Origin of the sequence: Shewanella sp., assembly GCF_048265805.1 — a bacterium.
Classification (GTDB): domain Bacteria; phylum Pseudomonadota; class Gammaproteobacteria; order Enterobacterales; family Shewanellaceae; genus Shewanella.
Genome location: NZ_JBLXAT010000004.1, coordinates 206,418 through 232,422, shown reverse-complemented (window position 1 = coordinate 232,422; position 26,005 = coordinate 206,418). Strand labels below are relative to the sequence as shown.

22 protein-coding genes are annotated in these 26,005 nt (G+C 49.1%); 14 read left to right on the top strand and 8 right to left on the bottom strand.

Annotation, left to right across the window (positions count from 1 at the left end):
- Nucleotides 1-1,530, bottom strand: coding sequence for a flavocytochrome c (locus ACN0TT_RS04555; RefSeq protein WP_417760961.1), 1,530 nt, complete (start codon nt 1,528-1,530; stop codon nt 1-3).
- A gap of 461 nt (nt 1,531-1,991) precedes the next feature.
- On the opposite strand from ACN0TT_RS04555, the gene ACN0TT_RS04550 reads away from it, so the two are divergent.
- From ACN0TT_RS04550 to ACN0TT_RS04535, 4 genes are all read left to right on the top strand, one after another.
- Nucleotides 1,992-2,603 carry a site-specific integrase gene (locus tag ACN0TT_RS04550; RefSeq protein ID WP_417760960.1) on the top strand — a complete coding sequence of 204 codons (612 nt, stop codon included), beginning with the start codon at nt 1,992-1,994 and terminating at the stop codon, nt 2,601-2,603.
- Nucleotides 2,604-2,715: 112 nt separating this feature from the next.
- Nucleotides 2,716-2,973: a helix-turn-helix domain-containing protein gene (locus ACN0TT_RS04545; RefSeq protein ID WP_417760959.1), complete on the top strand. Its 258-nt coding sequence runs from the start codon at nt 2,716-2,718 to the stop codon at nt 2,971-2,973.
- Nucleotides 2,973-4,205: a type II toxin-antitoxin system HipA family toxin gene (locus tag ACN0TT_RS04540; protein ID WP_417760958.1), complete on the top strand. Its 1,233-nt coding sequence runs from the start codon at nt 2,973-2,975 to the stop codon at nt 4,203-4,205. The genes ACN0TT_RS04545 and ACN0TT_RS04540 overlap by 1 nt, the downstream gene beginning before the upstream one ends.
- Nucleotides 4,206-4,355: 150 nt before the next feature.
- Nucleotides 4,356-4,568, top strand: coding sequence for a hypothetical protein (locus ACN0TT_RS04535; RefSeq protein WP_417760957.1), 213 nt, complete (start codon nt 4,356-4,358; stop codon nt 4,566-4,568).
- A gap of 83 nt (nt 4,569-4,651) precedes the next feature.
- Here ACN0TT_RS04535 and ACN0TT_RS04530 read toward each other — a convergent pair whose 3' ends face one another.
- The 4 genes from ACN0TT_RS04530 to prmA all read right to left on the bottom strand — a co-directional run bounded on the left by ACN0TT_RS04530 (nt 4,652) and on the right by prmA (nt 7,531).
- Complete coding sequence (locus ACN0TT_RS04530; protein ID WP_417760956.1) at nt 4,652-4,882, bottom strand: hypothetical protein; 231 nt, start codon at nt 4,880-4,882, stop codon at nt 4,652-4,654.
- A gap of 324 nt (nt 4,883-5,206) precedes the next feature.
- Nucleotides 5,207-5,512 carry a DNA-binding transcriptional regulator Fis gene (fis, locus tag ACN0TT_RS04525; RefSeq protein WP_037441607.1) on the bottom strand — a complete coding sequence of 102 codons (306 nt, stop codon included), beginning with the start codon at nt 5,510-5,512 and terminating at the stop codon, nt 5,207-5,209.
- Between the two features lie 14 nt (nt 5,513-5,526).
- Nucleotides 5,527-6,498: a tRNA dihydrouridine synthase DusB gene (gene dusB, locus ACN0TT_RS04520; protein WP_417760955.1), complete on the bottom strand. Its 972-nt coding sequence runs from the start codon at nt 6,496-6,498 to the stop codon at nt 5,527-5,529.
- Between the two features lie 145 nt (nt 6,499-6,643).
- The gene (gene prmA / locus ACN0TT_RS04515; RefSeq protein WP_417760954.1) at nt 6,644-7,531 is read right to left on the bottom strand and encodes a 50S ribosomal protein L11 methyltransferase; all 888 of its coding nucleotides are present in this window, start codon (nt 7,529-7,531) and stop codon (nt 6,644-6,646) included.
- Between the two features lie 372 nt (nt 7,532-7,903).
- Between prmA and ACN0TT_RS04510 the strand changes: the two genes are divergently transcribed.
- The 5 genes from ACN0TT_RS04510 to ACN0TT_RS04490 all read left to right on the top strand — a co-directional run bounded on the left by ACN0TT_RS04510 (nt 7,904) and on the right by ACN0TT_RS04490 (nt 14,671).
- Nucleotides 7,904-8,626, top strand: a complete 723-nt coding sequence (locus tag ACN0TT_RS04510) for a fumarate reductase cytochrome b subunit (protein WP_417760953.1) — start codon at nt 7,904-7,906, stop codon at nt 8,624-8,626.
- 61 nt (nt 8,627-8,687) lie between these two features.
- The gene (locus ACN0TT_RS04505) at nt 8,688-10,694 is read left to right on the top strand and encodes a fumarate reductase flavoprotein subunit (protein ID WP_417760952.1); all 2,007 of its coding nucleotides are present in this window, start codon (nt 8,688-8,690) and stop codon (nt 10,692-10,694) included.
- On the top strand, nt 10,687-11,424 hold the full coding sequence (locus ACN0TT_RS04500) for a fumarate reductase iron-sulfur subunit (protein ID WP_417760951.1): 738 nt from the start codon (nt 10,687-10,689) through the stop codon (nt 11,422-11,424). The genes ACN0TT_RS04505 and ACN0TT_RS04500 overlap by 8 nt, the downstream gene beginning before the upstream one ends.
- 266 nt (nt 11,425-11,690) lie before the next feature.
- The gene (locus ACN0TT_RS04495) at nt 11,691-13,778 is read left to right on the top strand and encodes a TonB-dependent siderophore receptor (protein WP_417760950.1); all 2,088 of its coding nucleotides are present in this window, start codon (nt 11,691-11,693) and stop codon (nt 13,776-13,778) included.
- Nucleotides 13,779-14,014: 236 nt separating this feature from the next.
- On the top strand, nt 14,015-14,671 hold the full coding sequence (locus tag ACN0TT_RS04490) for an SDR family oxidoreductase (protein WP_417760949.1): 657 nt from the start codon (nt 14,015-14,017) through the stop codon (nt 14,669-14,671).
- Here ACN0TT_RS04490 and ACN0TT_RS04485 read toward each other — a convergent pair.
- Nucleotides 14,668-15,174 carry a YbaK/EbsC family protein gene (locus ACN0TT_RS04485; RefSeq protein ID WP_417760948.1) on the bottom strand — a complete coding sequence of 169 codons (507 nt, stop codon included), beginning with the start codon at nt 15,172-15,174 and terminating at the stop codon, nt 14,668-14,670. The genes ACN0TT_RS04490 and ACN0TT_RS04485 overlap by 4 nt on opposite strands.
- A gap of 389 nt (nt 15,175-15,563) precedes the next feature.
- Between ACN0TT_RS04485 and ACN0TT_RS04480 the strand changes: the two genes are divergently transcribed.
- Entirely contained in the window at nt 15,564-17,966 is a 2,403-nt protein-coding gene (locus ACN0TT_RS04480) for a TonB-dependent receptor plug domain-containing protein (RefSeq protein WP_417760947.1), read from the top strand.
- A gap of 118 nt (nt 17,967-18,084) precedes the next feature.
- Here the strand turns inward: ACN0TT_RS04480 and ACN0TT_RS04475 are convergent, their stop codons facing one another.
- Both ACN0TT_RS04475 and ACN0TT_RS04470 read right to left on the bottom strand, forming a co-directional pair.
- Nucleotides 18,085-18,417, bottom strand: a complete 333-nt coding sequence (locus ACN0TT_RS04475; protein ID WP_417760946.1) for an AzlD family protein — start codon at nt 18,415-18,417, stop codon at nt 18,085-18,087.
- Nucleotides 18,417-19,181 carry an AzlC family ABC transporter permease gene (locus ACN0TT_RS04470; protein ID WP_417760945.1) on the bottom strand — a complete coding sequence of 255 codons (765 nt, stop codon included), beginning with the start codon at nt 19,179-19,181 and terminating at the stop codon, nt 18,417-18,419. The genes ACN0TT_RS04475 and ACN0TT_RS04470 overlap by 1 nt, the downstream gene beginning before the upstream one ends.
- Nucleotides 19,182-19,384: 203 nt before the next feature.
- Between ACN0TT_RS04470 and uvrD the strand changes: the two genes are divergently transcribed.
- The 4 genes from uvrD (at nt 19,385) to ACN0TT_RS04450 (ending at nt 25,981) form a co-directional block, all read left to right on the top strand.
- Entirely contained in the window at nt 19,385-21,553 is a 2,169-nt protein-coding gene (gene uvrD / locus ACN0TT_RS04465) for a DNA helicase II (protein WP_417760944.1), read from the top strand.
- 178 nt (nt 21,554-21,731) lie between these two features.
- A complete protein-coding gene (ubiA, locus tag ACN0TT_RS04460) occupies nt 21,732-22,607 on the top strand; it encodes a 4-hydroxybenzoate octaprenyltransferase (protein ID WP_417760943.1) in 876 nt (291 codons plus the stop codon).
- Between the two features lie 660 nt (nt 22,608-23,267).
- A complete protein-coding gene (locus ACN0TT_RS04455) occupies nt 23,268-23,729 on the top strand; it encodes a (2Fe-2S)-binding protein (protein WP_417760942.1) in 462 nt (153 codons plus the stop codon).
- Nucleotides 23,726-25,981: a molybdopterin cofactor-binding domain-containing protein gene (locus ACN0TT_RS04450; RefSeq protein ID WP_417760941.1), complete on the top strand. Its 2,256-nt coding sequence runs from the start codon at nt 23,726-23,728 to the stop codon at nt 25,979-25,981. The genes ACN0TT_RS04455 and ACN0TT_RS04450 overlap by 4 nt, the downstream gene beginning before the upstream one ends.
- The last annotated feature ends 24 nt before the right edge of the window (nt 25,982-26,005 follow it).

Genomic DNA, 26,005 nt, shown 5'->3' with positions numbered 1-26,005 from the left:
TTAAGCTTTAGCTGCCATTTGACCAGCGATACGACCAAACACGATGCAGTCAGGCACTGCCACGGTACCTAAACGGCATGCGCCATGAGTTCCGCCGGTACTTTCTCCAGCGGCAAATAAGCCCGCGATAGGCTTGTGAGTTTCGATATCAATGACACGGGCCTCTGTATCAATTTCAACTCCGCCCATGGTGTGATGTGCTTTTGGCCAAAAACGCACGGCATAGTATGGCGCAACGCTCATTGGCTTCTGCCCCATCTGGAAGGGCTTGTCGAATTCAGGGTCTTTACCGGCTTTGACATAGCTGTTGTAGCGGTCAACCTGAGCTTGCATTTTGTCGTAAGGAATTTTGTAGAATGCGGCTAGTTCTTTCAGAGTATCGAACTTATGAACGACTTCGCGCTCGAGCAGTTTGCCCATAACATGTTTGGCTGGTTGCATACCATCTTCGTCGCAGAAACAGATACCGGGCTTGCCAATTTTCAGAATGGCATCGGCACGGACTTTACGATCTGCTAGTTCATTAACAAAGCGCTCGCCGGTATCAGGGTCTACCATGATGCCGTGAGTGTAAGATGCGTAAGCGGCAAAGATTGGGGCTAAGCCAAAGCCTTTTTCTTCAGGGGATGCCCATGGGCCCAATTGGATCCAAGACAGTTGAACGGGATTTGCACCGATACGGATCATCTCTTTCAAGCATTCAGCCGTAGCGCCTTGTTGGTTGGTGGTTGCCAGCTCCTTGGTCAAACGCGGATCTTGAGTAGAGCGGTAAGCTACGTCAGCTGAGAAGCCACCGTTGGCCATCACCACGCCTTTAACCGCTTTATAGAACTTCACTTTGCTGGAGTTTTCCTGACCTTCGCGGTAGCGAGGAATGACTTCTAGACCAACAATACGCCCGCCATCGACGACCAAGCGCTTCACGTAAACTTTTTTCTCAACAGCAACGCCTATCTCTTCGCACTTGGCGATCATAGGTTGCACGATGCCAGAGCCAGATTGGTTCGTTGTTGTATGAGTACGAGGAATTGAATGGCCACCAAATTGTGCGATAGTGTCTTTGAATTTCACACCTAGATAGTCACGACACCACTCATAGGCTTCATTACTCTTATCAACCACCATGTTTGCTTGCGCAGGATAATTAAGTCCCAAACCCGCTTTGTACATATCTGCAAGCATGGCTTCTTTTGAATCTTTGATCCCCAGCTTTTTCTGTAGGTCACTCCCCATGGCTGACATGCCGCCACCGTTAATAGTAGAATTGCCTCCCAGCACTGGCATTTTTTCTAAAACAACAACATTAGCACCGGCACGTTTTGCTTCAATTGCTGCGGACAAACCAGCAAACCCACTGCCCACCACGATAACATCGAAGGTTTTATCCCAGCTTTTAGGAATTGGAACCGGCTCTGCGGCTTGTGCAGCACTGATACCGGCTAAAGCTAAGCCCGATGTAGCTGTTGCGGCGCCAGTCAATTTAAGGAAATTACGTCTAGCTAAATCTGTATTGCTGTTCATGTTGCTCATGATCGCCCCTCATACTTATTGCGTGTTATCATTTGTTTTAAATTTTCTCAGCGTATTAGTGCCGAGTTCTAATAGAGACATTCGCAATATCGCAGAAACTGTGCCAACAATGAGAAACAATCTAAACTAATGATTTAAATAAACTTAAGAAAAACAGAATTTATTGGTTAATTTAATTTTGAGAATATTTTTATCGAAATTACATGTTGAAATAATTTTAATAAGGTGAGCCTCTTCAAAATTAAAAATCTAATTAGTAAATATCATTTTTAATGACGTGTATCACACTTAAAATCACTTTTTTGATCAGGTGTTAATTTTTAAAAAATTAAATACAACTTTTATATATCAATAAAATAAATAAAAAATCGAATTAAATGCTAATAATGTCAGGGCAAGAACTTGAACGATTGTGCCGAGTTCGACGGTACGCAATTAGCTGCGAACTTGAAGATTTAACCGTGACGGATGTGGTTACCAAACAACGTAAAAAAGACAGCGTGCAGTCAGAAGTTGAGCTTCATGACCTGCTAGTTTTTATTCAAACTCGTAAATGCAATCGTTACTACGCCGATTTGATTTGGTTGCTGGTAGTCTTTGGCGCTCGCACCCAAGAGGTTCGTTTATCAACATGGGATGAATGGGACTTTGAGAAAGGGCTTTGGACAATTCCACGCGATAACAGTAAGAACTCAGAAATCATCTTACGGCCAATCCCTGATGCAATGCGACCATGGCTGCTCCAGCTTAAAGCCAAAAACCAGAAAAGTGGTTACTTGCTTGGCGAGCTGAAGAATTCCCCCGCTGTTAGTATGCATGGCGGTAATATATGGAAGCAGTTAGGGCATGATGAAAAGTGGACGCTACATGACTTACGCCGCACCTTGGCTACTCGTCTTAACGACCTCGGTATACTGCCCCATGTAGTTGAGCATCTATTAGGTCACACCATCAGTGGTGTTGAGGGCATTTATAACCGTAGCCAGTATATGAACGAGAAGCGTGCAGCTCTTGATTTATGGCTAGCCACTATCACATCAGCGTCATGGGATGATTTCAGGGCGTTTGGTTAAGGCTTATGTTCCGTAATGGGGGCGAATATTGCCTTAAATGGTGTTAGCTATATGGCTAATATTGATGTTTTGAGTTATTTTGTTAGCTATATAGTTAACTTTCGGTGTTTACATGGCAAGCAGACAAGAAATTGGTAAAACGGTCAGCGAACAACGTAAAGCGCTTGGGTATACCCAGCAGCGCCTCGCGGAGTTGACGGGTATCCATAAAGTCACTATTTCAGAAATAGAGAATGGTCGTTTTACTGGCTCGTTTGATATTTTCGAGCGTTTGCTGGATGCGGTTGGCTTGCAGTTTAACGTGACAACTAAACGTCACGAATTACCTGATTGGGATGAGATTGATAGCTTGTTTTCGGAGGATGACTAATGGCTGTCGAAGCGAGTTTGCCTAATAAAATCAGCCGTATCACGGTTCATGCTGATGGTGCAGAGTTAGGCGTATTGACCCATGGCTCAGTGCATCATTACCAGCCAACACAGGATAAATGCCATGTGTCGCTGACCATGACGAAAAAGGGCATGGATGGTTACTCATCCGGCGCATTGCATCCAATATTTGCACAAAACCTACCAGAAGGGTTTAACCGTCGCTTCATTGCTGAAAAGCTGGCGCGCTATGCCAAAGTCAATGACATGTACTTACTGGCGTTGCAAGGCGATCACAGTGTAGGCATGTTGTCTTATCAAAGTGAGTTGGACTTACCAGAAGCTGAGGCTGTATCTCTTAACGATATTCTGTCGTATCAAAGTGCTGAACCACTATTCCCGCAACTGCTTGAAAAATACTACTTGAGAAACTCACTTGCTGGTGTGCAGCCCAAGGTCAGTATTCCTCATGCTGGTGGCGCTAAAACGGATAGAACCGTTGAGCAAAAAGACCTGATTGTTAAGTCATTTGATGAGCAGTTCCCACTATTAACGGTAAATGAGTTTGTTTGTATGGAGGCTGCTCGCCATTGCGGTTTGAATCCACCAGCAACGTATCTCTCAGATAATCTGGAAACCTTTGTGGTTGAGCGGTTTGATAAAACCGCTGAGGGCATAAAGCTTGGCTATGAAGATTTCACCACGTTGTTGAAAAAGCCTAATGATCCCGATGCAAAGTACAGTAGCAGTTATGAAACGTTACTGAGGGCGACGTATCTTTACACCCATAGCCAAACTGAAGTTGAAACCATGTTCCGCTACATTGTGTTTAACAGCTTGATTGGCAATGGTGATGCGCACCTCAAGAATTTCGCCTTGCAGTATTCGACAGATATGTCGCAGATTTTTGTTTCACCGCCATTTGATATCACTCATACGCTGATCTACGACACCATAGATAACAAGATGGCGCTCAAGCTCGCAAGCAGTAAGGCGTTTCCCGATGAGTCTCATTTGCTGAAGTTGGCTGAGGGCAAAGAGTTTCGCATTCGTAGGGCAAAGGAAATCATCGAGTCCACTAGCGATGGCATTATGGATTATTTAAAGCACTCTGATTCAGTGCAGTTATTCGCTGGGTTACGTGATTCGATTGAGCAAGCAGTATCAAGCGTGATGACACCAACCTATACCACCAAAAGCTATCGCCACGACCGCAAGAAGAAGTTTGAGTAAGTGCGTAGATAAGAAGCGTGCGGCACTTGATTTATGGCTAGTCACTATCACTCCAGCATCATGTGAATGATTTCAGAGCGTTTGGTTAACCTTCTAAGCCATAGAGATATCCAAACAATATATGCCCATACTTTGATGAATGGTGAACAGATGATTCAATTATTAGTCGTGACACAGATTGCTAACAATACGCGAGAGCAGGCGATGCTAGGTGATTTCCCTAAAGCGATGGATGATGCCATCTTAAGCAGTAGCGAGGCTCATCAAGAGCAGATGATGCAACTGCTGTCAGATCCTGCTAGAGCTCATGATTTTGCGCGGGTAATGTTTGATATGCTTACCCACATGTCTAGGAGTGAGTAGTCACTCGTATTCATGATGTCTATGATTATATAGGGATTAAAATGAAAACAGCACCTTATAACGGTGCTGTTTGTCTTTCATGGTTACTCGTTCTCTCGCCATTGGTGTTTACGGTGCTTTTTCCAGCTTCGTTGTAGCTTTTGCTGGTGGCTATTACGGGTTTCAATCTCATGGGGAAAGCAGTGAGAGCAGCCCATCTCTTCACCCACGCAAAACCGCGATATCTGCCTACCGGATACTTTGTAAGGCAGTAGTGCTAAACCACCAGCTTCGCTCACACCATAAATGCGAACCAGCCGAGTTTCTTTCTTCATAGTTCTCTCCTAGGTCATTACCTAGAACAGAACCCCTTTGTTGAATTGAATAAACATTCGCCTCCTGAACGTTGTTGCGCCCAGCTTGCTTAGTTGACTAAGCGTCGCTGGTCTCGCCTCGTTCATAACGCGTTTAATTTGAACAAAAATTAAACACTAAAGATAAACAGCCCCTAGCGTGAGTAGTGATTATTGCATATCTATTTTTGTGGTTCGGATGTGCTGGCTCACATAGCTTTAGAAATGGTGAGAAAACGGTTGCTTATAAAAGCAAAAAGCCACTTCCGAGGAAGTGGCTTTTCTTTAAATAACAGGAACTAAATCTTAGTTCATGCCATATTTTTTCAATTTTTTGCGCAGAGTGCCGCGGTTGATACCCAGCATGTTCGCAGCGCGAGTCTGGTTACCACGGGTGTGTTGCATAATGATATCAAGCAGTGGAGCTTCTACTTCGCAAAGCACCATTTCATACACTTCCTGAGCTTCTTGACCATCTAACTGGCTGAAGAAGTTGCTCACGGCGCGTTTTACTGCGTCACGTAACAGTTGAGGCTTGATAGTGCCGTTAGCGGTTTCGATTTTGCCTACGGTAAGCGGATGAGCTTCTGTGTGAGTTGTCTGATCAAACATTCGTATTCTGCTCTTTAATTATCTAAAACACATTCATCAAAATATCGTTCCACCATGGAACATTGTTCAGCAGCGTTTTCTAACCGATTAAAATCGGCGCGGAATTGACGCTGTTCTTCCTGGTCCAGGTACCAACCTATATGTTTTCTGGCGATGCGAACGCCTTTAAGTTCGCCATACAATCCATACAACTTGGCTAGATGCTCCAGCATCACTTGATGCTTTTCAGCATTCCCAACGGGCTCCAGTTTTTCACCGGTATCCAGGTAATGCTGGATTTCACGAAAAATCCAGGGTCGTCCTTGTGCGCCTCGTCCAATCATTAGGGCATCGGCACCGGTGTAATCCAGCACAAAGCGGGCTTGCTCCGGTGTGGTGATATCCCCATTGGCCACCACAGGAATCGACACAGTTTGTTTAATTGCTTTGATGGTGTCGTACTCAGCGTTGCCTTTGTACATGCATTGCCGCGTGCGACCGTGAACCGCTAGCGATGCAATACCACTCTCTTCAGCAATTTGGGCTATTTGAACACCATTCCTGTGCTCTGGGTCCCAGCCCGTGCGAATTTTCAGCGTGACCGGTACATCCACTGCTGCGACAACGGCATCCAAAATCTGTTTAACCAGTTCGGGTGACTGTAGCAAAGCGGAACCTGCCAGCTTTTTATTCACTTTTTTCGCGGGGCAGCCCATGTTGATGTCGATGATTTGTGCCCCTTGCTCCACATTGAAGCGTGCGGCCCATGCCATCTCATCAGGATCTGCTCCGGCAATTTGTACTGAGCGTATACCTTCCTCACCGGAATGCGCCATGCGCAAACGGCTTTTGTCGGTGTCCCAAATATCGGGATTGGCCAACATCATTTCTGATACTGCTAAGGCGGCGCCATAGCGTAAACAGAGGTTGCGGAAGGGCTGATCAGTGACACCTGCCATTGGTGCCACGATCAGCTGATTGTTCAGTTGATATGGGCCAATTTGCATGTCGCGGCTTCACCTCGCTCTTCAAAGGGGCGCTATAGTACGACTTTTTATCGGCCATGAAAAGGTTAAAAAATCACCTGAGCTAAACTTTTTTTCTTGACTTTTAATCGCAACGAAATCAGTGGTGGCGCGCCTTGGCGGCCTATTACTGCGTTTTGCGGGTTCCTGTCAAGCGGCTCCAGTCTTCTTTGTGAGCAGCTGCATCCATGTCAAACCATTGGCTGTAAATTTCGCGTAGCTCTTCTGCTTGTTCGTTTAACAAACCTGATAGCGCCAAAACGCCATGCGGTTTAACTAGGCTAGCGATTTGTGGTGCCAGTTCGCGCAGCGGGCCTGCAAGAATGTTAGCCACTAATACGTCGGCTTGAATATCGCTTGGCTGATCTTGTGGCAGATAGAGTGACAACTTGTCTTCAACACCATTACGGCGAGCGTTTTCTTTAGAGGCATCGATGGCTTGATAGTCGATATCAATACCGGTGGCGTGCGGTGCGCCGAGTTTCAGCGCGGCCACCGCGAGAATGCCGGAGCCACAGCCAAAGTCGATCACTTGCTTGTCGGCGAGGTCTAAACTGTCGAGCCATTCCATACATAAGGCGGTGGTTGGGTGAGTACCAGTACCAAAGGCCAAACCGGGGTCGAGCAAGACGTTAACAGCGTCTGGCTCTGGGGCTTCGCGCCAGCTTGGGCATACCCACAGGCGATGACCAAATTTAATCGGGTGGAAGCTGTCCATCCATTCACGTACCCAGTCTTTATCTTCCACTTGCTCAACTTTGTAGTCAGTGTTGGCTGGTATATAAGGCAGAGCTTTTAGCGTTTCAATCACAGGTGCGAGATCTTCGCCTGCATCAAACAGTGCCACTACGATAGTGCTGTCCCACAGTGGCGTTTCACCCAGCTTAGGTTCAAAAATTGGCGTGTCGAGGCCATCTTCAAAGGTAATCGATACACTGCCTAGCTCCATTAGCAGGTCACTTAAGGGCTCAGCGTGTTCTTTATTGCTGTTGAGGCGTAGTTGGATCCAAGGCATTGGCATTCTCTTGTTAGCTGGGTGGCGGCAGTGGCCACAATCAAAGTGGCGCTATTTTAGTGCAAGGTGGCGGATCATCGCCAGTTTGATAACCGTTTGCGTTGTAATCGGCTTTCTATTTGTGGCGCAAATTTAGGTAAACCACTGAAACTTGCTTTCTTTTTTGTTTTATTTATACAAATAACTGCTTGATTAATAATGGCTAATTGGTATTACCATTGTTCATATTTATGTAAATAACCCATCACTGATACTGCAAAATCTGCTTTTTTATTGAACAGGATCACAAAGGTTAGTTAAGCCGTTTGGCATTTAAGCGCATTTGGATATTTTGAAATGCTCGCTAAATTAACTTAAGTAACTTTGGTAACTATGTTGACGAAATACCATTTGGGTGAGCGTTGGCTCGGCTTTCCTCGCAGTTATCGCTGGGCGGCCTTGGCTGATCGATTACAAAGTGCCAGTGGCGTGTTACTTGGGTTATTCCTGCTACTTCATCTGCACTTTGAGTCATCTATCTTGCTTGGTAAGGCGGCATTTTATCGGGTGGCGCAAGTGCTCGAAGGGGGGCTTTTTACTGCATCCGGCCATGGTATGCCGATGCTCACTCAGCTGTTTTCATTGTTTATGCTGCTGGTGTTAATGGTCCACGCTGCCACCGCTTTACGGCGGTTTCCGGTACAGCTGGGGCAGTGGCGTGCGCTGCATAATCATCTACATCTCATCAAACATAACGATAGCAAGCTGTGGTTTTGGCAGATGCTCACCGGTTTTGTGATGTTTTTTGTCGTGCCGATGCATTTGGTAACCATGATTACCCATCCAGAAATCGGCCCACATCTATCGGCATCCCGCGTTTATCACGATAACTATTGGCTGGTGTATCTAGTGTTACTGCCCGCCGTGGTCGTGCATGCCATGCTCGGCTTGTATCGGGTCGCTATCAAGTGGGGCATCAGCTTTCAACGCCAAGGGTTGCTGCTGCTTGCCAAAATTCTCATCGGCTATCTGTTGGTGCTCGGTGCCAGCAGTCTAGTGGCTTATATGGTGATTGGGTACTCACTGACATTGCCTATCACACCATTTAAGCCATAAGCATGAATAACCATAAATCGCCACAGCGATAAAGCAGAGCAATAGATCTGAAGGAGCACGTGTGAAACTGATTTATACCGATGCATTAGTGGTGGGCGCTGGTCTCGCTGGGTTACGGGTGGCGATTGCTGCTAAAGAGCGAGGTTTAGATACGCTGGTGCTGTCGCTGATCCCCGCCAAACGGTCGCACTCTGCCGCCGCTCAAGGTGGCATGCAAGCCAGCCTGGGCAATACGGTTAGAGGCGATGGCGATAACGAAGATGTGCATTTTCAAGATACGGTAAAAGGCTCCGATTGGGGCTGTGATCAAACTGTGGCGCGGATGTTTGCCCATTGTGCGCCTAAAGCGGTGCGGCAGATGGCTAATTGGGGCGTACCGTGGACGCGCGTCACCGCAGGGCCGCGGCAAGTGGTGGTCAACGCTGAGCGCATCACCATTGAAGAAGCCCAAGCAGCCCATGGCTTGATTAACGCCCGCGATTTTGGCGGCACTAAAAAATGGCGCACCTGTTATACCGCCGACGGCACTGGCCACTCTTTACTGTATGCGGTGGATAACAAAGCCATTTCGCTCGATATTCCGGTACATGAACGCATAGAGGCGCTGAAGATCATTCACGATGGTAAGCGCTGCCACGGGGTGATTGCTCGCTGCCTTATCACCGGTGAACTGCGCGCTTATATCGCCAAATCGACCACCATTGCCACTGGCGGCTACGGCCGCATTTATGAAGTCTCCACCAACGCGATTATTTGCGAGGGCATCGGCCAAGCGTTGGCGTTAGAAACCGGTGTGGCGACGCTGGGCAATATGGAAGCGGTGCAATTCCACCCAACGGCGATTGTGCCGGTAGGCATTCTCACCACCGAAGGTTGCCGCGGCGATGGCGGCTTGCTGCGCGATCGTAACGGCCACCGCTTTATGCCAGATTATGAGCCAGAGAAAAAGGAACTGGCATCGCGCGACGTGGTCTCGCGCCGCATGACCGAACATATGCGCAAAGGTTTAGGTGTTGATAGTCCGTACGGGCCGCATTTGTGGCTGGATATTACCCTGCTAGGCCGCCAACACATTGAAACCAACCTGCGCGAAGTGAAAGAGATCTGCGAGAACTTTCTTGGCATCGATCCCGCCGATGAATGGATTCCGGTGCGGCCAACCCAGCATTATTCCATGGGGGGCATTCGTACTAAGCCCACCGGTGAAAGCCCACAACTTAGCGGATTATTCAGTGTCGGCGAGGCCGCCTGTTGGGACATGCATGGCTTTAATCGCCTTGGCGGTAACTCACTGGCAGAAACCGTGGTGGGCGGCATGATCATCGGCAGCTATGTAGCTGATTTTTGCCAGCAACACGAGTTAGTCGTGGATACTGCGCTGGTGAGTAAATTCAGTAATGAGCTGCAAACAGAGATTGATGAACTGTGCCAAGGTGGTGCGGGCGAGAATGCTTTTACCCTCAAAACGCAGATGCAGCGAGTGATGATGGATCATGTCGGTATCTTCCGTAACGGTGCCGAGTTAGCAGTGGCCGTGGCGGAACTTACCGAGTTACTGCAGCGCTCGCGCAATATTCAACTCAAGTGCACCAAACGTCACGCCAATCCAGAACTGGTAGAAGCACTGCGCGTGCGGCGGATGATTAAAGTGGCACTCACCGTGGCATGTGGCGCGCTGGCGCGTACTGAAAGCCGTGGTGCCCATGCTCGCGAAGACTATCCGCAACGTAATGATAAAGATTGGCTGTGTCGCACGCTCGCCAGTTGGCCAAACGCCAACGATCTCACCCCAACGCTGAGCTACGAAGCGCTCGACGTGATGCAGATGGAGTTGCCACCGGGCTATCGTGGCTACGGTGCCGACAACGCCATCGCTCATCCCGATACCGCCAAGCGGCAAGAGCAAATTGCCACGATTACTGCAGGCCTAGGCAGCCATGTTACCCGCGAGCAACTGCAGCAAGCATTAATGCCGTTTGAATTGCCAGCGGCGCTGCGTCATGCAAATCAACGCCTGCAAGATCAAGTAATGACTTCCACCCAGCATGATGGAACATCCCATGAGTAACAGCCGTACTTTGACCTTTAACATCTTCCGTTACGATCCGCAGCAGCCCAGCGATGCGCCCGCCATGGTGCAATATCAATTGGAGGAAACGGCAGGCATGACGGTGTTTATCGCGCTCAATCGCCTGCGCGCTGAGCAAGACCCGTCACTGCAATTTGACTTTGTCTGCCGAGCGGGGATTTGTGGCAGTTGCGCCATGGTGATTAACGGCTTCCCAACACTGGCGTGCCGCACACTCACCGCCAAATACCCTGATGGCAATATCACCTTGATGCCGCTACCAGGGTTTGAGTTGATTGGTGATTTATCGGTAAACACCGGCAAGTTTATGCGTGAGCTGGCGGAGCGACTCAAGCTATGGTTGCATCCGCACGCTGAGCAGCAGGATATTCACCGGATTGAACAGCCGATGGACCCCGCCGAGGCCGCCAAACTTTACGAGTTGGAACGTTGCGTTGAATGTGGCGTGTGCGTCTCCGCTTGTGCCACCGCGCAGATGCGTGACACCTTTGTGGGGGCGGTGGGCATGATGAAAATTGCCCGCTTTGAACTCGATAGCCGCGACGCTCGTAGTGCGGAAGATTTCTATCATGTCATCGGCACTCAAGACGGCGTGTTTGGCTGTATGACGCTGCTCGGTTGCCAAGACAACTGTCCAAAAGACTTACCGCATATGCAGCAAATTGCCTATCTGCGGCGCAAGTTGTCTAGCACGCTGCTTATTGGCTAATGTCATTCCTGTTTTCTGCTTGTTCTATGTTCCTTGTTGATGTGTTACTGCAAGCCTTGAACTTGTGAAATACCGAATGTTTCCTTGGCTGGAATTGGTGAGATGTCGTGTGATGTCTAGGAGACATTTATCTGCCTAGTTTGTATTGGTCGGTCACATTCTGATGTAAATCTTTTTAAGGTAATATCAATTTAATTGATAACAATATTGATTATCAATACGATTCTTTGCTTATTCATTTTCAGTGGTCGGGGAATATCAAAGAAATGTTCAAACTCAACGCTATTACAGTCAGCCTGTTATTAACGACTAGCGCTTTAAGTTACCTAGCGCATGCCGCAGAAGAACTTGATGCGGATATCGAACACATTAGTATCACAGGCACGCGAGAGAATCGTGCAAGTTCTGGGGCGACTGGGTTAGTACTCGATATTCAAGACACCCCACAATCTATTAGCGTTATTAACGGTGACACAATGTCGTTGTTTGGCGCAGACAATATCAATGACGCATTAGATCTGGTGACTGGTGTCAGTGTTGAACGCTGGGAAACTAACCGAACCAATTACTTATCACGTGGTTTTGAGATTAAAAGCACGCAGATTGACGGTGTTGGTTTACCAAATAGCTGGGGCATTGTCCAAGGGCAGGTTGATGCATATGGCTATGAACAGATTGAAGTTATTCGTGGCGCCAATGGTTTGCTTACTGGCGTAGGTAATAGTTCAGGTACTATCAACTACATTCGTAAACGTCCAAAAAACGATGCCCAAGGGGAAGTTGGTGTTAGCATCGGCTCCTATGCGAACTATCGTGTACAGGCAGATTACTCTACTCCGCTTACCGACGATAAGTCTTGGGCTGCGCGTGTCGTTGTTGCAGCCGAACAAGGTGACTCCTATCTCAGAGGTTATTCATCTGACAGACGTTACTTATACGGTACCGTTGATGGACAACTTTCTGATAATAGTAGTATTGCGTTCGGAGTGTCATATCAAAAAGACAATACTGATGGTGCAATGTGGGGCGGCTTAACGTTAGTCAATGAAGACGGCTCGATGGCTGAGTTTGATGTCAGTGCATCTACGGCCCAAGATTGGACCTACTGGAACACTGAAAATACCAATGCTTTCATTGAATATAACTACTTGTTATCACCAGATTGGCAGTTGGCACTAAGCTACAACTATCGAGAAAGTAATGCTGATTCTAAATTGTTCTTTGCCTATACCTATACTGGATTGACTGACACGGGAGAGGGATTAGTCGGTTGGCCAGGGAAGTATCCGAGTAAAGGGGATGCCGATATTTTTGAAGCTAAGCTGACGGGCTATTATAGCCTGTTTGGTTATGAACATCAGTTATTAGCTGGTGTTTCACGGGCAAAAAGTACTGATGACGAGTACTACTATGATGTCGACAGTAGTGAGCCTGCTTTTGGCAATTTACCAGCCTTTCCTTACGCGTTTAATGCTATTCAAGAGCCCGCTTGGGGTGACAAGTTTCTTGATAGCGCCACCGAAAACACGCTAACTCGCTATTTCCTTGCGACGCACTTAAAGTTTGACGACTTAGCGTTTACCTTAGGGATGAACGTTATTGAGTTTGAACGTACGTCGTCATCCTTACTCACTAAGCTAGATGAGTCAGAAATCAGCCCTTATGCAGGGATCAGTTACCACATGACTCCTAGCATGATGCTTTACGCCAGCTATTCCGATATCTATGAGCCGCAAGATTATTACGATGAAAGCGGAGACTTCTTAGCGCCAACTAAAGGTGAGAATTATGAGCTAGGGTTAAAAACCGACTGGTTCGATAAAAGACTCGCCGCTAACTTTGCGTTGTTTAAAGCTAAGCAACTTGGCTTAGGCGTTTACGCTGGTCTCAACATGGACACCGCGCAGTACTATTATGTTGGTGAAGATGTTTACTCCGAAGGTGCGGAGCTGGATATTACGGGGAAAATTGACGATAACACAGTGATCAATTTCGGTATTACACACACTGAAGTTGAAGATGAACACGGTGCTAAAAGTCATGCTTGGGTACCCAACACCGTAGTTAACTTTTCACTACAACACACGTTAGCCGCTATGCCTGAGCTTACCGTGGGGCTGTCTGGTAAGTGGCAAAGTGACATTTCAAAAATTGAGAGTTACACCGGCTACAAGGTACGTCAAGACAGTTACGCTAAACTCAATCTATTTGCTGCTTGGAATGTATTTGACAATACCACCATCAAGTTGAATGTCGATAATTTAACTAATGAAAAATACATTACCAGCCTATGGGAAATTGGCTATTACGGTGCGCCACGTGAATACAAACTGAGTTTGGATTATCGATTCTAGATAGTCGATTAACAGATAATTAGCGGCCAACTATCGGCCGCTTTTTTTGTCTATATCACATGTTTCATAAAGCTTAAATTGTACCTTCCTTAGCTGTTGGCCAATACAGTGCTTGGTTCATTTAAGCATTCAGCCGATGTTAGCTTGGGCTATGTTAGTCTGACCCTCCAATAAGCTCGTTAATTCACTCAATAGACAACCCGCCACTGGGCAGTTGTCGTTTATTCGGAGGTTGTATGAAACGGATATTTATTGTCGGTGGCAACGGTAAAGTTGCCCGTTATCTGGCACCACGCTTAACTAAGCAAGGTGATCATCCGGTGAGTTTGTATCGTCATTTTGACCAAGAGCCAGAGCTAAAAGCACTGGGCGCGGAACCTGTGTATGGCGATCTGGCTAAGTTGAGCCCAGAGTCGCTGTCACAGTTAATGGCTGGCTGCGATGCAATAGTATTTTCTGCCGGAGCGGGCGGAAAAGGCGGTACGGAAAACACCAAAGCGATCGATGGCGAAGGGCTCGAAAAATCGGTGGAAGCTGCCAAGTTGGCGGGAATTAGCCGCTTTATTCTGGTATCTGCATTTCCTGAGGCGGGCCGTGGTCGTCAGCTATCTGATACCTTTGAATACTACATGGAAGTGAAAAAGGCGGCCGACGTCTATTTGGTGGCAAGCGGTTTAGATTGGGTGATTGTGCGCCCCGGTACCTTAACCGATGGTGCCGCAACAACGTTAATTAATACGGGCTTAGCCATCAGCTACGGCAATGTGTCACGCGATAATGTTGCCGCCACTTTGGCGTATATTCTGGCGCATGACCAGATCAATCATGTCATTCTCGAACTGACCGATGGCGATAAGCCGATTGAGCAAGCGCTGGCACCGTTTCAGCGTTAATGCGTGCTCCTGACAAAATCCACTAACTGTGGCTGGGCGATGCGGCGGTAATCGTCGCTCGCCACAATGATCGACCTGTCTAAACTGCCTGCATTAAACGCCAATTCATCAAAGCGACCAAACAGTTGTGGTGCTGCCACTAAAGTAAGCTGTGGATGGAAACTAAACGGCGGAATGGTGCCCGCAATACAACCGGTAAGTTCACTCATCTCCCGCGGGCTGGCGAGTGAGGCTTTGCGCGCACCAAAATGTGCCGCCAGTTTACTCAAATCTGCCTGCATATCACCGGGTAGCACGGCTAACACATGGCGTTTGACACCGTTGCCTTTTATATGGGTTAACAAGCCTTTGGCACCTTGTCCAAGTTCGGTGCCGCGCAGCGCTGCCACCGCCTCACAACGGCCGGCACAGGCGTGTTCTACCACGCGAAAGCGCGCCTGCTGTTGGCGTAATTGCTGAGTAATAGCGGTAAAAATATCGGTTGTTATGATCTCTGCTAACATTAGAACCTGTTGACTCCTGCGCATGGTTGTCGCTGCTAGGCGCGCATCATATGCGCGTGGCTGTTGCGCTTTGGTGACGCCGTTTTGCGCACTGTATCTACTGTGATATTCATCGCGGCAGCAGCCTGTAGGCAGTCTAAAGGTCAACCGCCTGACGTGGCAACGTCTTATGTTGGTCAGTAGATGAGCAACAAAGTGTTGAGCGTGGTGCGCAATGATTGCTCAATATAACTGGATTGAATTTTCTAGTGTAAATTTGAATAAATTAGTTATAAAGAGAGTGTTAGAATGCGCGCAATTAATTTTTAAGGTAGAAAATTTTTCTACTTGTTATTTTTTATTTCTATTACCCATTGATTTTATTGCACATTCGTAAGGTTCGATAATCTATGAAACGACTTTCTCTTTTAGCTCTGGCAGTCGCTGGCCAGTGGGTAGCGCCTGCAGTTTTAGCTGCGGATGATGCCAACGATAACAACATGGAAAAAATTTCTGTCGTAGGTTCACGCATTGCGATGCGTACAGCTACTGACAGCGTAGCTCCTGTGGACATCATCACCGCCGAGCAGTTGCAAGCCACTGGCTTGACTGATACTGCGCGCGCGTTGCAATTTGCCGCACCTAGCTACAGCTTCCCATTCTCGGCAGTAACTGACGGTTCAGATGCCGTACGTCCGGCTAACCTGCGCGGCTTGTCACCGGATCACACCTTGGTGCTGGTGAACGGCAAACGCTACCACAGCTCAGCGCTGGTGCACTTGTCTGGCACTGTAGGTAAAGGCGCATCCAACGTTGATTTGAACACCATTCCAATGGCGGCGATCAAACGTATCGAAATTCTGCGTGATGGTGCCGCGGCACAATATGGCTCTGACGCCATCGCTGGCGTGATCAACGTAGTACTGAAAGACAACCGTGACGGCGGCATGATCACCACCCAAGTTGGTCAAACCTATCAAGGTGATGGCGAGCAATGGCGTGTGGGTGCAAACAAAGGTTTGAGCTGGAGCGACGACGGTTTTGTGAACATCTCGCTGGAAGCGCAACACAAAAACAAAACCAACCGTGCCGGTCTTGACCCTCGCCAGCAATATCCAACCTTGGCAGATGGCAGCCCAGATCCACGTGAAGAAACGTTTGATCGCAAAAACTTCCACGTAGGTGATGCGGAATACGATAACTTGTCACTGTTTGCCAACGGTGCCCAGTACTTCGGCGAAAACAAACTGTATTTCAGCGGTGGCATTAGTGACCGTGAAACGCACTCAGGTGCGTTCTATCGTAGTGCGATCCAAGATAGCAACGTGCCAGAAATCTATCCTGACGGCTATTTGCCTATTTTGGCACCACGCATTAAAGATTACTCAGCGCTGGTCGGTTATGAATTCGAACTGGGCAAATGGCACGTTGATACCTCAGCGGGTTATGGCAAAAACAGCTTCCAATATCGCGTAGAAAACTCAGTAAACGCATCGTATGGCCCTGAGAGCCAAACCACGTTTGATGCAGGGACCTTGTCTACTGATGAAATCGACTTAACCGTTGATGCATCGCGTTATTTCCCATTCTTCAATGAATCCGACATCATGCTGGCAGTGGGTGCTGCATGGCGTGAAAACGGCTATGAAATTGAAGCGGGCGAAGAAGCGTCTTATGCCAATGGTGGTTATCAAAACAAACCTGCGGGCAGCCAAGGTTTTGGTGGCTTTACGCCAGAATCTGAAGTTGACGAAAGCCGTCACAACACTGCCGTTTATGCTGAATTGGAAAACCAACTGAGCGAAGCCATTTACTGGTCTGCGGCGCTGCGTTATGAAGATTACTCTGACTTTGGTGACAAAGTGAGCTGGAAATTGGCCGGTCGTTATGACTTTAACGACAACTTTGCAGTACGTGCGACGGCTAACACAGGTTTCCGTGCGCCAAGCGTACAACAGCTGTACTTCACCAACATCTCAACTCTGTTTAACCCAGATCCAAACACCGGTGAGATGGTGCCCACGGAATCAGGTACTTTCAACAACTTATCGCCTGTTACTCAAGCGCTGCAAGTGGGTAAATTGCGCCCTGAAGAGTCAACCTCATTCAGCTTAGGCTTTGTTTACACCGGTGATAACGGTCTGACTATTACCCTTGATAGCTACCAGATTGATATTGATGATCGCATCGTATTGTCTAGCTCACTGACGCCAGATGATTCTGTTGTCGTGGGTGACGCACTGGCGGGCACCAACGCTGAATCAGCACGTTTCTTTGTTAACGCAGTTGATACGCGTACGCGTGGTGTTGACTTAGTGGTCGCGCAACAGTTTGATTTGGGTAGCTTTGGTGACTTGAAAGCCAACTTGGCGTACGCCTACAACGATACCAAAATTGAAGGCATTCACCTGCCAGAAATTCTGGATGGTTTGCAGGATGAACTGTTTGACCACATCGAACAGGTGCGTATGACTGATGCTACCTCACACCACACTGGTAGCTTAGGTTTGACTCACCACTTGGGTGATTTCACCACGAGCTTGCGTTTTAGCTACTTTGGTCCTTACACCATTGCTTACAGCAGCACGGGTGATAAAGAGTACGAAGGCAAAACAACAGTTGATTTGTCGGTGGCCTATGCGGCAACTGACAACCTGACGTTCACAGTAGGTGCACAAAACTTGTTTGATACTTACCCAGAAAAACGTCCAGAAAACAACAACTACAACGGTATCTTCCAGTACCCTCTGACCAATACGCCATTTGGCTTTAACGGTGGTTACTACTTCGCAGAAGCCACTTATCGCTTCTAAGATGACCGAACTTGGTGAGGTGTAAACGGCGCCTTATCGAAGTATAAAAACCTGAGTTTTATGGCCGCTCTTTGAGCGGCCTTTTTTATGCGCCGTTGTCGCTAGTTTCCGCCGTCAACTAGGCCAGCAAGTGGCGCAGTAAGCCAGTGGCAACAATGGCAATGATCACCGTCGGCAGCAGAGAAAACCGCAGCGTTGCCAATAAAGTGATCAACACCGCTAGAATATCACTGACATGGCCGGAGAAGATCACTGGGGCAATCACGGCAATGAGTACGCAACCGGGCACCACTTCCATCACCCGTTCCAGCCGTGGATTAAGCGTGCGATTGCGCAGCGCTAAATAGCCAATAATCCGCGTTATATAGGTGGTGATGCCCATCGCCAAAATGGTCAATACTGCCATATGTGCGCTAAATAGCTGCTCAATGGATGCTTGCTCGAAAGCCATTAGCGTTTCCCCCATATCAACGCGGCGACAATGCCTGCCAGCGTACCGCCCGCCACATACCAAGCGCCGGGCAGTAGCTGATATAAAATTCCGGCCACCACTAAGCTCACCAACCACGGCCAGCAGCGGCCGAGACCGCGCCACATGCCTTTGAGTAACACCAAAAACACCGCCGTAAACGCCATGTCAAACCCGTATTGTTCCACATCGCCAATCAACGGCCCCACCGCAGCACCAATGCCCGTAAAAATCACCCATGAGCTATATAAACAGGCGGCAACACCGAGATAAAACGGCACGCTTAACCGCATAGAATCACGCTTTTGGCAGTCGGTAATCCCCATCGCCCACGCTTCATCACACATGAAAAACAGCAGCGGCAGTGATTGCTTGTTGCTGAGATGACGCATAAATGGCACAAATGCCGCCCCCATGATGATGTGGCGGCTATTGACTAAAAACGTCATCGCCACAATCAGCAACAAATGTGGCGGCGATGTCCATAAACTGATGGCAGTAAACTCAGAACCGCCAGCAAAATTCACCCCAGTCATCAGCGGCACTTGCAGCACAGTAAAGCCTTTTTGCACCGCTTGCGCGCCCATCACTAAAGCAAATGGAATAAACCCCAGCGTCATCGGCAGCGCGGTTTTGAGGCCACGAAGAAGTTCACTGCGGGCGCTATGGTGCATTTCGTGGACCACGGTTTCTGTGGCTGAGTTGGATGTCGGCCTGGGCACGTCGTTACTGCTGGGATCAGTCATCTGCGGGCTATCATCTTTTGCAAGTTAGCTGGGCACTCGATATTGCCAGCCAGCACGGCGTTGTAAAGTAAAAAGCGGAAAATGTCTTCGGCTGCGAAGGTTTGCCAAGCTGAAGCTAATGATCGACTACTGCCCTGTAATCTTCGTCAAACTCAGCGGGCTTTTCTTGCTATAATGCCGCCTCGATTTTGACGGAGGCAGTGATGGACGTATCTTCTTTACTTGATGGCCTGAATGAGAAACAGCGCGAAGCGGTGGGCGCGCCGTTGTCCAGCATGTTGGTGCTGGCGGGGGCAGGCTCAGGCAAAACGCGGGTGTTAACTCATCGTATTGCATGGCTGATGCAGGTGGAGAACCAAAGTCCGTACTCGATTTTGGCGGTAACCTTTACCAACAAAGCGGCACGCGAGATGCGCGAGCGGGTCGAGAAAGTGGTTGGCCACAACATGAGCCGCATGTGGATTGGTACTTTCCACGGCCTTGCACACCGGTTGTTGCGCACTCATTGGCAAGACGCCAACCTGCCGCAAAATTTCCAAATTCTCGATGGCGATGACCAATACCGTCTGATCAAACGCATTCTCAAAAGCCTCAATCTGGACGAGAAACATTATCCGCCGCGGATGGTGCAAAACTATATCTGCACCCAAAAAGATGAAGGTTTTCGCCCGAAAGATATTGAAGCGGGGCCGTTTCCGTTAGAGCAAAAATTAAAAGAGATCTATCAGGTTTACCAAGAGTCGTGCGATCGTGCGGGCCTCGTGGACTTCTCCGAAATTCTGCTGCGCGCCTATGAACTTTGGCTCTACAAGCCGCTGATTTTGCAGCATTACCGCGACCGTTTTCAGCACATTTTGGTGGACGAATTCCAAGACACCAACACCATTCAGTACAAGTGGATTCAAGTGCTGGCAGGCACCACGGCGCATGTGATGATTGTGGGCGATGATGACCAATCCATTTACGGCTGGCGCGGTGCGCAGGTGGAAAACCTGCACAAATTCTTAAAAGACTTCCCCGGTGCTAGCACCATTCGCTTGGAGCAAAACTACCGCTCAACGGGCAATATTTTGAAAGCCGCGAATGAACTGATTGCCAACAACCCGGGCCGTTTAGGTAAAGACTTGTGGACTGAAGATACCGCTGGTGAACCTATTGCGGTGTATAGCGCCTTTAACGAACTCGAGGAAGCGCGCTTTATTGTTGGCCGTATTAGCGATTGGCAAGACATGGGCAACGATTTAAAAGGTTGCGCCATTTTATATCGTTCTAACGCCCAGTCGCGGGTGTTGGAAGAAGCGTTATTACACAAAGGCTTACCGTACAAAATCTACGGCGGTTTACGCTTCTTCGAGCGGCAAGAGATTAAAGATGCCATGGGCTATCTGCGCTTAATGGCTAACCACGATGACGATGCGGCATTTGAGCGAGTGGTGAATACGCCGACGCGCGGCATTGGTGATCGCACACTGGAAATTCTGCGCTCGACTGCACGGCAACACGGTTTAACGCTGTGGCAAACCGCGCTGCAAACGCTGGATAACAAGATGCTCAGTGGCCGCGCTGCCACGGCGGTGCAAAACTTCCTCGACTTGATTGTTACCATGGCACGCGATACCGACGAAATGGCGCTGTATCGCATGGTGGACCATGTGTCACAAGCGTCAGGCTTGAAGACCATGTACGAGCAGGAAAAAGGCGAGAAAGCGCAAAGCCGAGTGGAAAACTTGGAAGAGTTGGTCACCGCGGCGCGCACTTTTGAAGTGCCAGAAGAGCTGCTGGATATGGGCGAACTGAACGCATTTTTGTCACACGCTGCGCTGGAAGCGGGCGAAGGCCAAGCGGATGTTAACGCTGATGCGGTGCAGTTGATGACCTTGCACACGGCGAAAGGCTTGGAGTTTCCCGTGGTGTTTATGGCGGGTGTTGAAGAGGGCTTGTTCCCCAGTCAATTGACCTTGGAAGAGGGCGATCGCTTAGAAGAGGAACGCCGTCTGTGTTACGTCGGCATGACTCGCGCAATGCAGCAGCTGTACATCACTTATGCCGAATCACGGCGGATTTATGGCCGGGAAAACTACTCGCGGCCATCACGCTTTATCAAAGAGCTGCCACCTGAGTGTATTCGTGAAGTACGCTTGAAGGCGCAAGTGAGTACACCAGCGTTTAGTACACGTTTTAGCCAGTCAGGTGGTGCTAGCACTAACGAAACAGGCTTACGCCATGGCAGCAGAGTGCGCCACTTCAAATTTGGCGAAGGAACAGTGGTCAATACCGAGGGCGCTGGGGCACAATCTCGCGTGCAAGTTAACTTTGACGATTTCGGCAGCAAGTGGCTGGTGGTGGCCTATGCTAAGTTGGAATCGCTTTAATGTCAGTTGCTGGCGCAGACGGTGAGCACAACCTTGCGTAGTGCTTCAGCCAGCTTTCGCGTCAACCAGCACAGAAGTTTCGATGATGAAAAGCTAATTTGTGGTGTAAATCACATTTTTGCTGCGCCATAATAGGCTGCAGTTAGCAACCACGGCAGCGGTGCGGAGAACCAAGCCAATGACACTCAGGGATAAGTTACACGCCTATGCGCGCCTCGCGCGAATAGACCGCCCAATTGGAACCTTTCTATTACTCTGGCCTTGTTTGATGGCGTTGATGCTGGCGTCTGGCGGCATGCCGGATCTCAAGGTACTAGCCATTTTTATTGTTGGTGTGTTTGTCATGCGCGCCTGTGGCTGCATCATCAATGACTATGCTGACCGTAAGCTAGACGGCCATGTTGAACGCACTAAAATGCGGCCCTTGGCGAGCGGTGAAGTCAGCGTCAAAGAAGCGTTGTTGCTGTTTGTGGTACTGGGCTTGCTGGCATTTGGCTTAGTGCTGATGCTCAATCCGCTAGTGGTCAAACTGTCGTATATCGGTATTGTGCTGACGGTGATCTATCCGTTCACCAAGCGTTTTACTAACATGCCACAGATGTTTTTGGGGGTGGTGTGGAGCTGGTCGATTCCCATGGCTTACGCTGCTGCCACGGGCGAAGTCCCTGCTGAAGCTTGGTGGTTGTTTGCCGCTAACTGGTGCTGGACCGTGGCCTACGACACCATGTACGCCATGGTCGATCGTGAAGATGATCTGCGTATCGGTATCAAATCGACTGCCATTTTGTTCGGTAAATATGATCGTCAAATCATTGGGTTATTCCAAGTGGCGGCGCTGGCGTGCTTTATGACCGCGGGCTTTATTGCCGAGCGTGGTGCGCTGTATGCGCTCGGTTTAGTGGTGTTTATCGGCTTTGGTTTGTACCAACAACGGCTGATCCACGGCCGAGAACGCGCCCCCTGTCTCAAGGCATTTTTGAATAATAACTGGGCGGGTATGTCGCTGTTTGTCGCGCTTGGTATGGATTATTTACTGCACACTGCCGCACTGTAATCTAGGGGCTGTTTATCTTTGGCGTTTAAATGAACCCTTTGGGCAGCGACAGAGCGCAATTTATTCAGCGTTAGGTGCTGTTTGCGGAAAACAAAGGCCACGTCATGTGGTCTTTGTTGTATCAAAAGTCCCATTCGCGGGATTTCATCACTAATAATACTGACGTTAGCCCCCTTTTGATGGCGAGTTTATTAACGCGGAAATGATCTCGAAGATGACTGAATTTACCGTGGCACAATGTGGTATGTATCGTTAGTTATCACAATTCCTCCTCAATAGATCACTCTCACCCACAAAGCACTTTTAAACGCCAGCGCGATTGGCATGCTACCCATCTTGCCTAAATCCCGCTCTGCCTGTTGCAAAAACAACCAGCAAAGATAAACAGTCCCTAGCTGTTTTACTGTTTGTTGGCAACCGTGTATTGTGTTAACCAGCACACAAAATGAGTATTTACTGACTAACTTTACAGTTAACCTTCGTGTGTACGGTTAACTGCTTCAGATCAGACACGCAGTAATTTGGCGATGTTAACCAGCTTAACTGCGACACTGGTATCAACAGCCATTTTCAATAGAAATGGCAGTTTCAAACATACTAATAACTACTTTCGTTAGTGCGACGGCTGTCTGTCGAGCAAATATGGAGCTTTGGAACGACATGAAACTTCAGATCAATCAGCAAACTTATGATGTCGATGTGGCCGAAGATACCCCGCTACTTTGGGTGATTCGTGACAACCTTGGCCTCACGGGAACTAAATACGGCTGCGGTTTGGCCCAATGTGGTGCTTGTTCAGTGCTTATCGACGGTGAGGCCGTGCGCTCCTGCGTTATGCCAGCCTCCAGCGCGGTAGGTAAACAGATCACCACCATTGAAGCTATCGAGCAAGATGCGGTCGGTAAACGTGTGGTACAGGCTTGGGTGAATCATCAAGTGCCGCAATGCGGCTACTGCCAATCAGGGCAGGTGATGGCGGCCACGGCCTTATTAAAAGCCACACCTTATCCAAGCAAAGAAGAGATCACTGCTGCCATCAGCAACTTGTGTCGTTGTGGGACTTACAACGCCATTGATGCGGCGATTGATGAACTGGCTAAACCTGTGGGAGGCAACGCATGAAACCGTTAACCGAACACCCACTCGCTGAACTGGCATCGGAAACGCCGATCAATGTGTCACGCCGTAATTTTTTGTTGTCCTCTGCGGGTGTTGCCGCTGGGGCATTGGTGTTGAGCGTGGGTATTCCGCTCCGCCAAGCGCGCGCCGCAGAAGGCGCTAAGATGGCACCAGGCACGCGAGTACCCGCTTTTTTGCAGATCACGCCAGACAACCGCATCATTCTACAAAGTCCGTTTGTTGAAGGTGGCCAAGGTGTGTTCACCGCCATGGCGCAGATTGTCGGTGAGGAACTCGATGCCGAACCAGCACGCTTTAACGTGGTAAACGCGCCAACTGGTGCTGATTATAAAGTGATGGAAGGCGGTCCCGGTCGTATGACTGGCGGTAGTATGTCGGTACGTACCAGTTACCACAACATGCGTAAACTCGGGGCGTTGGCACGACAGTTAATGCTGCAAGCCGCCGCTAATGAGTGGCAGGTGCCGTTGAGTGAACTGACGACTGAGCCGGGCATGGTGTTGCATAAAACCAGCAATCGCACGCTCAGCTACGGCGAACTGGCGAGCAAGGCTTTGGATCTGCCTGTACCCGATCCGGACAGCGTTAGCCTAAAAGATCCGAGCGCATTCCGCTGGATTGGTAAGCCTGTTGATCGCGTCGACGTGTACGAAAAATCCACCGGTAAAGCCAATTACACCATTGATTTGAAAATTGATGGCATGCTGCATGCTGCGGTGCAACACGCGCCACGCTTGGGATTGGTGGCGGACGACATCGTCAACCTTGAGCAAGTAAAAGCGATGCCGGGCGTGCACTCAGTGCATAAAGTCACCGGTGCTGTTGCTGTCGTAGCACCACATTGGTGGGACGCCAAACGCGCCGCAGAAGCGTTGCAAGTGAAGTGGCAAGCACCCACTTCGCCGCGTAAAGGCATTCGCACTATGCCGGCAGACTTCTCGACAGAAGCGTTTAGCGACATGCTGGCTAATCGCACCGAAGCGGGTAAAGCTGCGGAAACCGCAGGCGACGTCAGCAAAGTATTTAGCGCAGCAGCGCCAGAGAGCGTTATCAGTGCTACTTATCAAACGCAATATGTGCACCATGCGCAGTTAGAGCCGCCATCAACCATTGCACGTTTTAATGATGATGGTCGCTTAGAGATCTGGTTACCGAACCAAGCGCCAGACATGTTCCTCAGTGACATTGCTAAGCGCGCTGGTTTGGCGGAAGAGCAAATTATTCTGCATTCACCGATTTTGGGGGGCTTCTTTGGTCGCCACTTCCTCTATCCCGATGCTAACCCGTACCCACAAGCGATTGAGTTGGCCAAAGCGACGGGCAAAACTATCAAGCTGATTTGGAGCCGTGAAGAGGAGTTCCTGCGTGATCCATTGCGCCCAATGGCGGCAGTACGCATGAAAGCGGCGATTCAAGATGGTATGCCGCAAGCGCTGGAAGTGATCTCATCGTGCGAAGGTCCAAGTGAAGGCATCTCGGGTCATAACCCTGACAAGATAGATGGCTCCGCCGTTGAGGGGCTGACAGGTAAAACCTATAGCATTCCGAACGTGCGTATCGCGCAAGATTACGTGGAAAACCCAACCATGCTGGCCTATTGGCGCTCAGTGGGTAACTCTATGAACGACTTTGTTTATGAGTGCTTCTTTGATGAGATGGCTGATAAGGCGGGAGCTGATCCGTACGAGTTACGTAAGCAGTTACTCAAAGATAATCCGCGTTTGTTGCATCTGCTTGAGACCGTAGTGAAATCAGCGGGTGGTTGGAAACGTGGGCCATTTACCGCAGAAGATGGTTCTAAGCGGGCGCGCGGGATTGCGATGGCATCACCGTTTGGTTCGCACACGGCCACTATCGCCGAAGTGTCGATTGAGCACGGGCAGGTGCGGGTACACGAGATCTGGGAAGCGATCGACCCCGGTTCTATCGTCAATCCCGCCATTATTGAAGCGCAGGTTAACTCTGCCGTTGCCCTCGGTTTGTCGCAAGTGCTGTTGGAAGAGGTGATCTATAAAGACGGTGAACCTCTGGCGCGTAACTACGACATGTACCCAATTTTACCACCGCATATGATGCCGAAAGTTAATGTCAGCATCGTCGAGAGCGGCGAGAAAATGGGCGGGATCGGTGAGCCGGGTTTGCCACCTGTGCCACCAGCTGTGGTTAACGCAGTATCGCAGCTGTTGGGACGTCGTATTCGCCGTATGCCGTTGTCTCGTGAAACCTTCGCTTAAGCGTCGGTTTCGCCTCACGGCTAC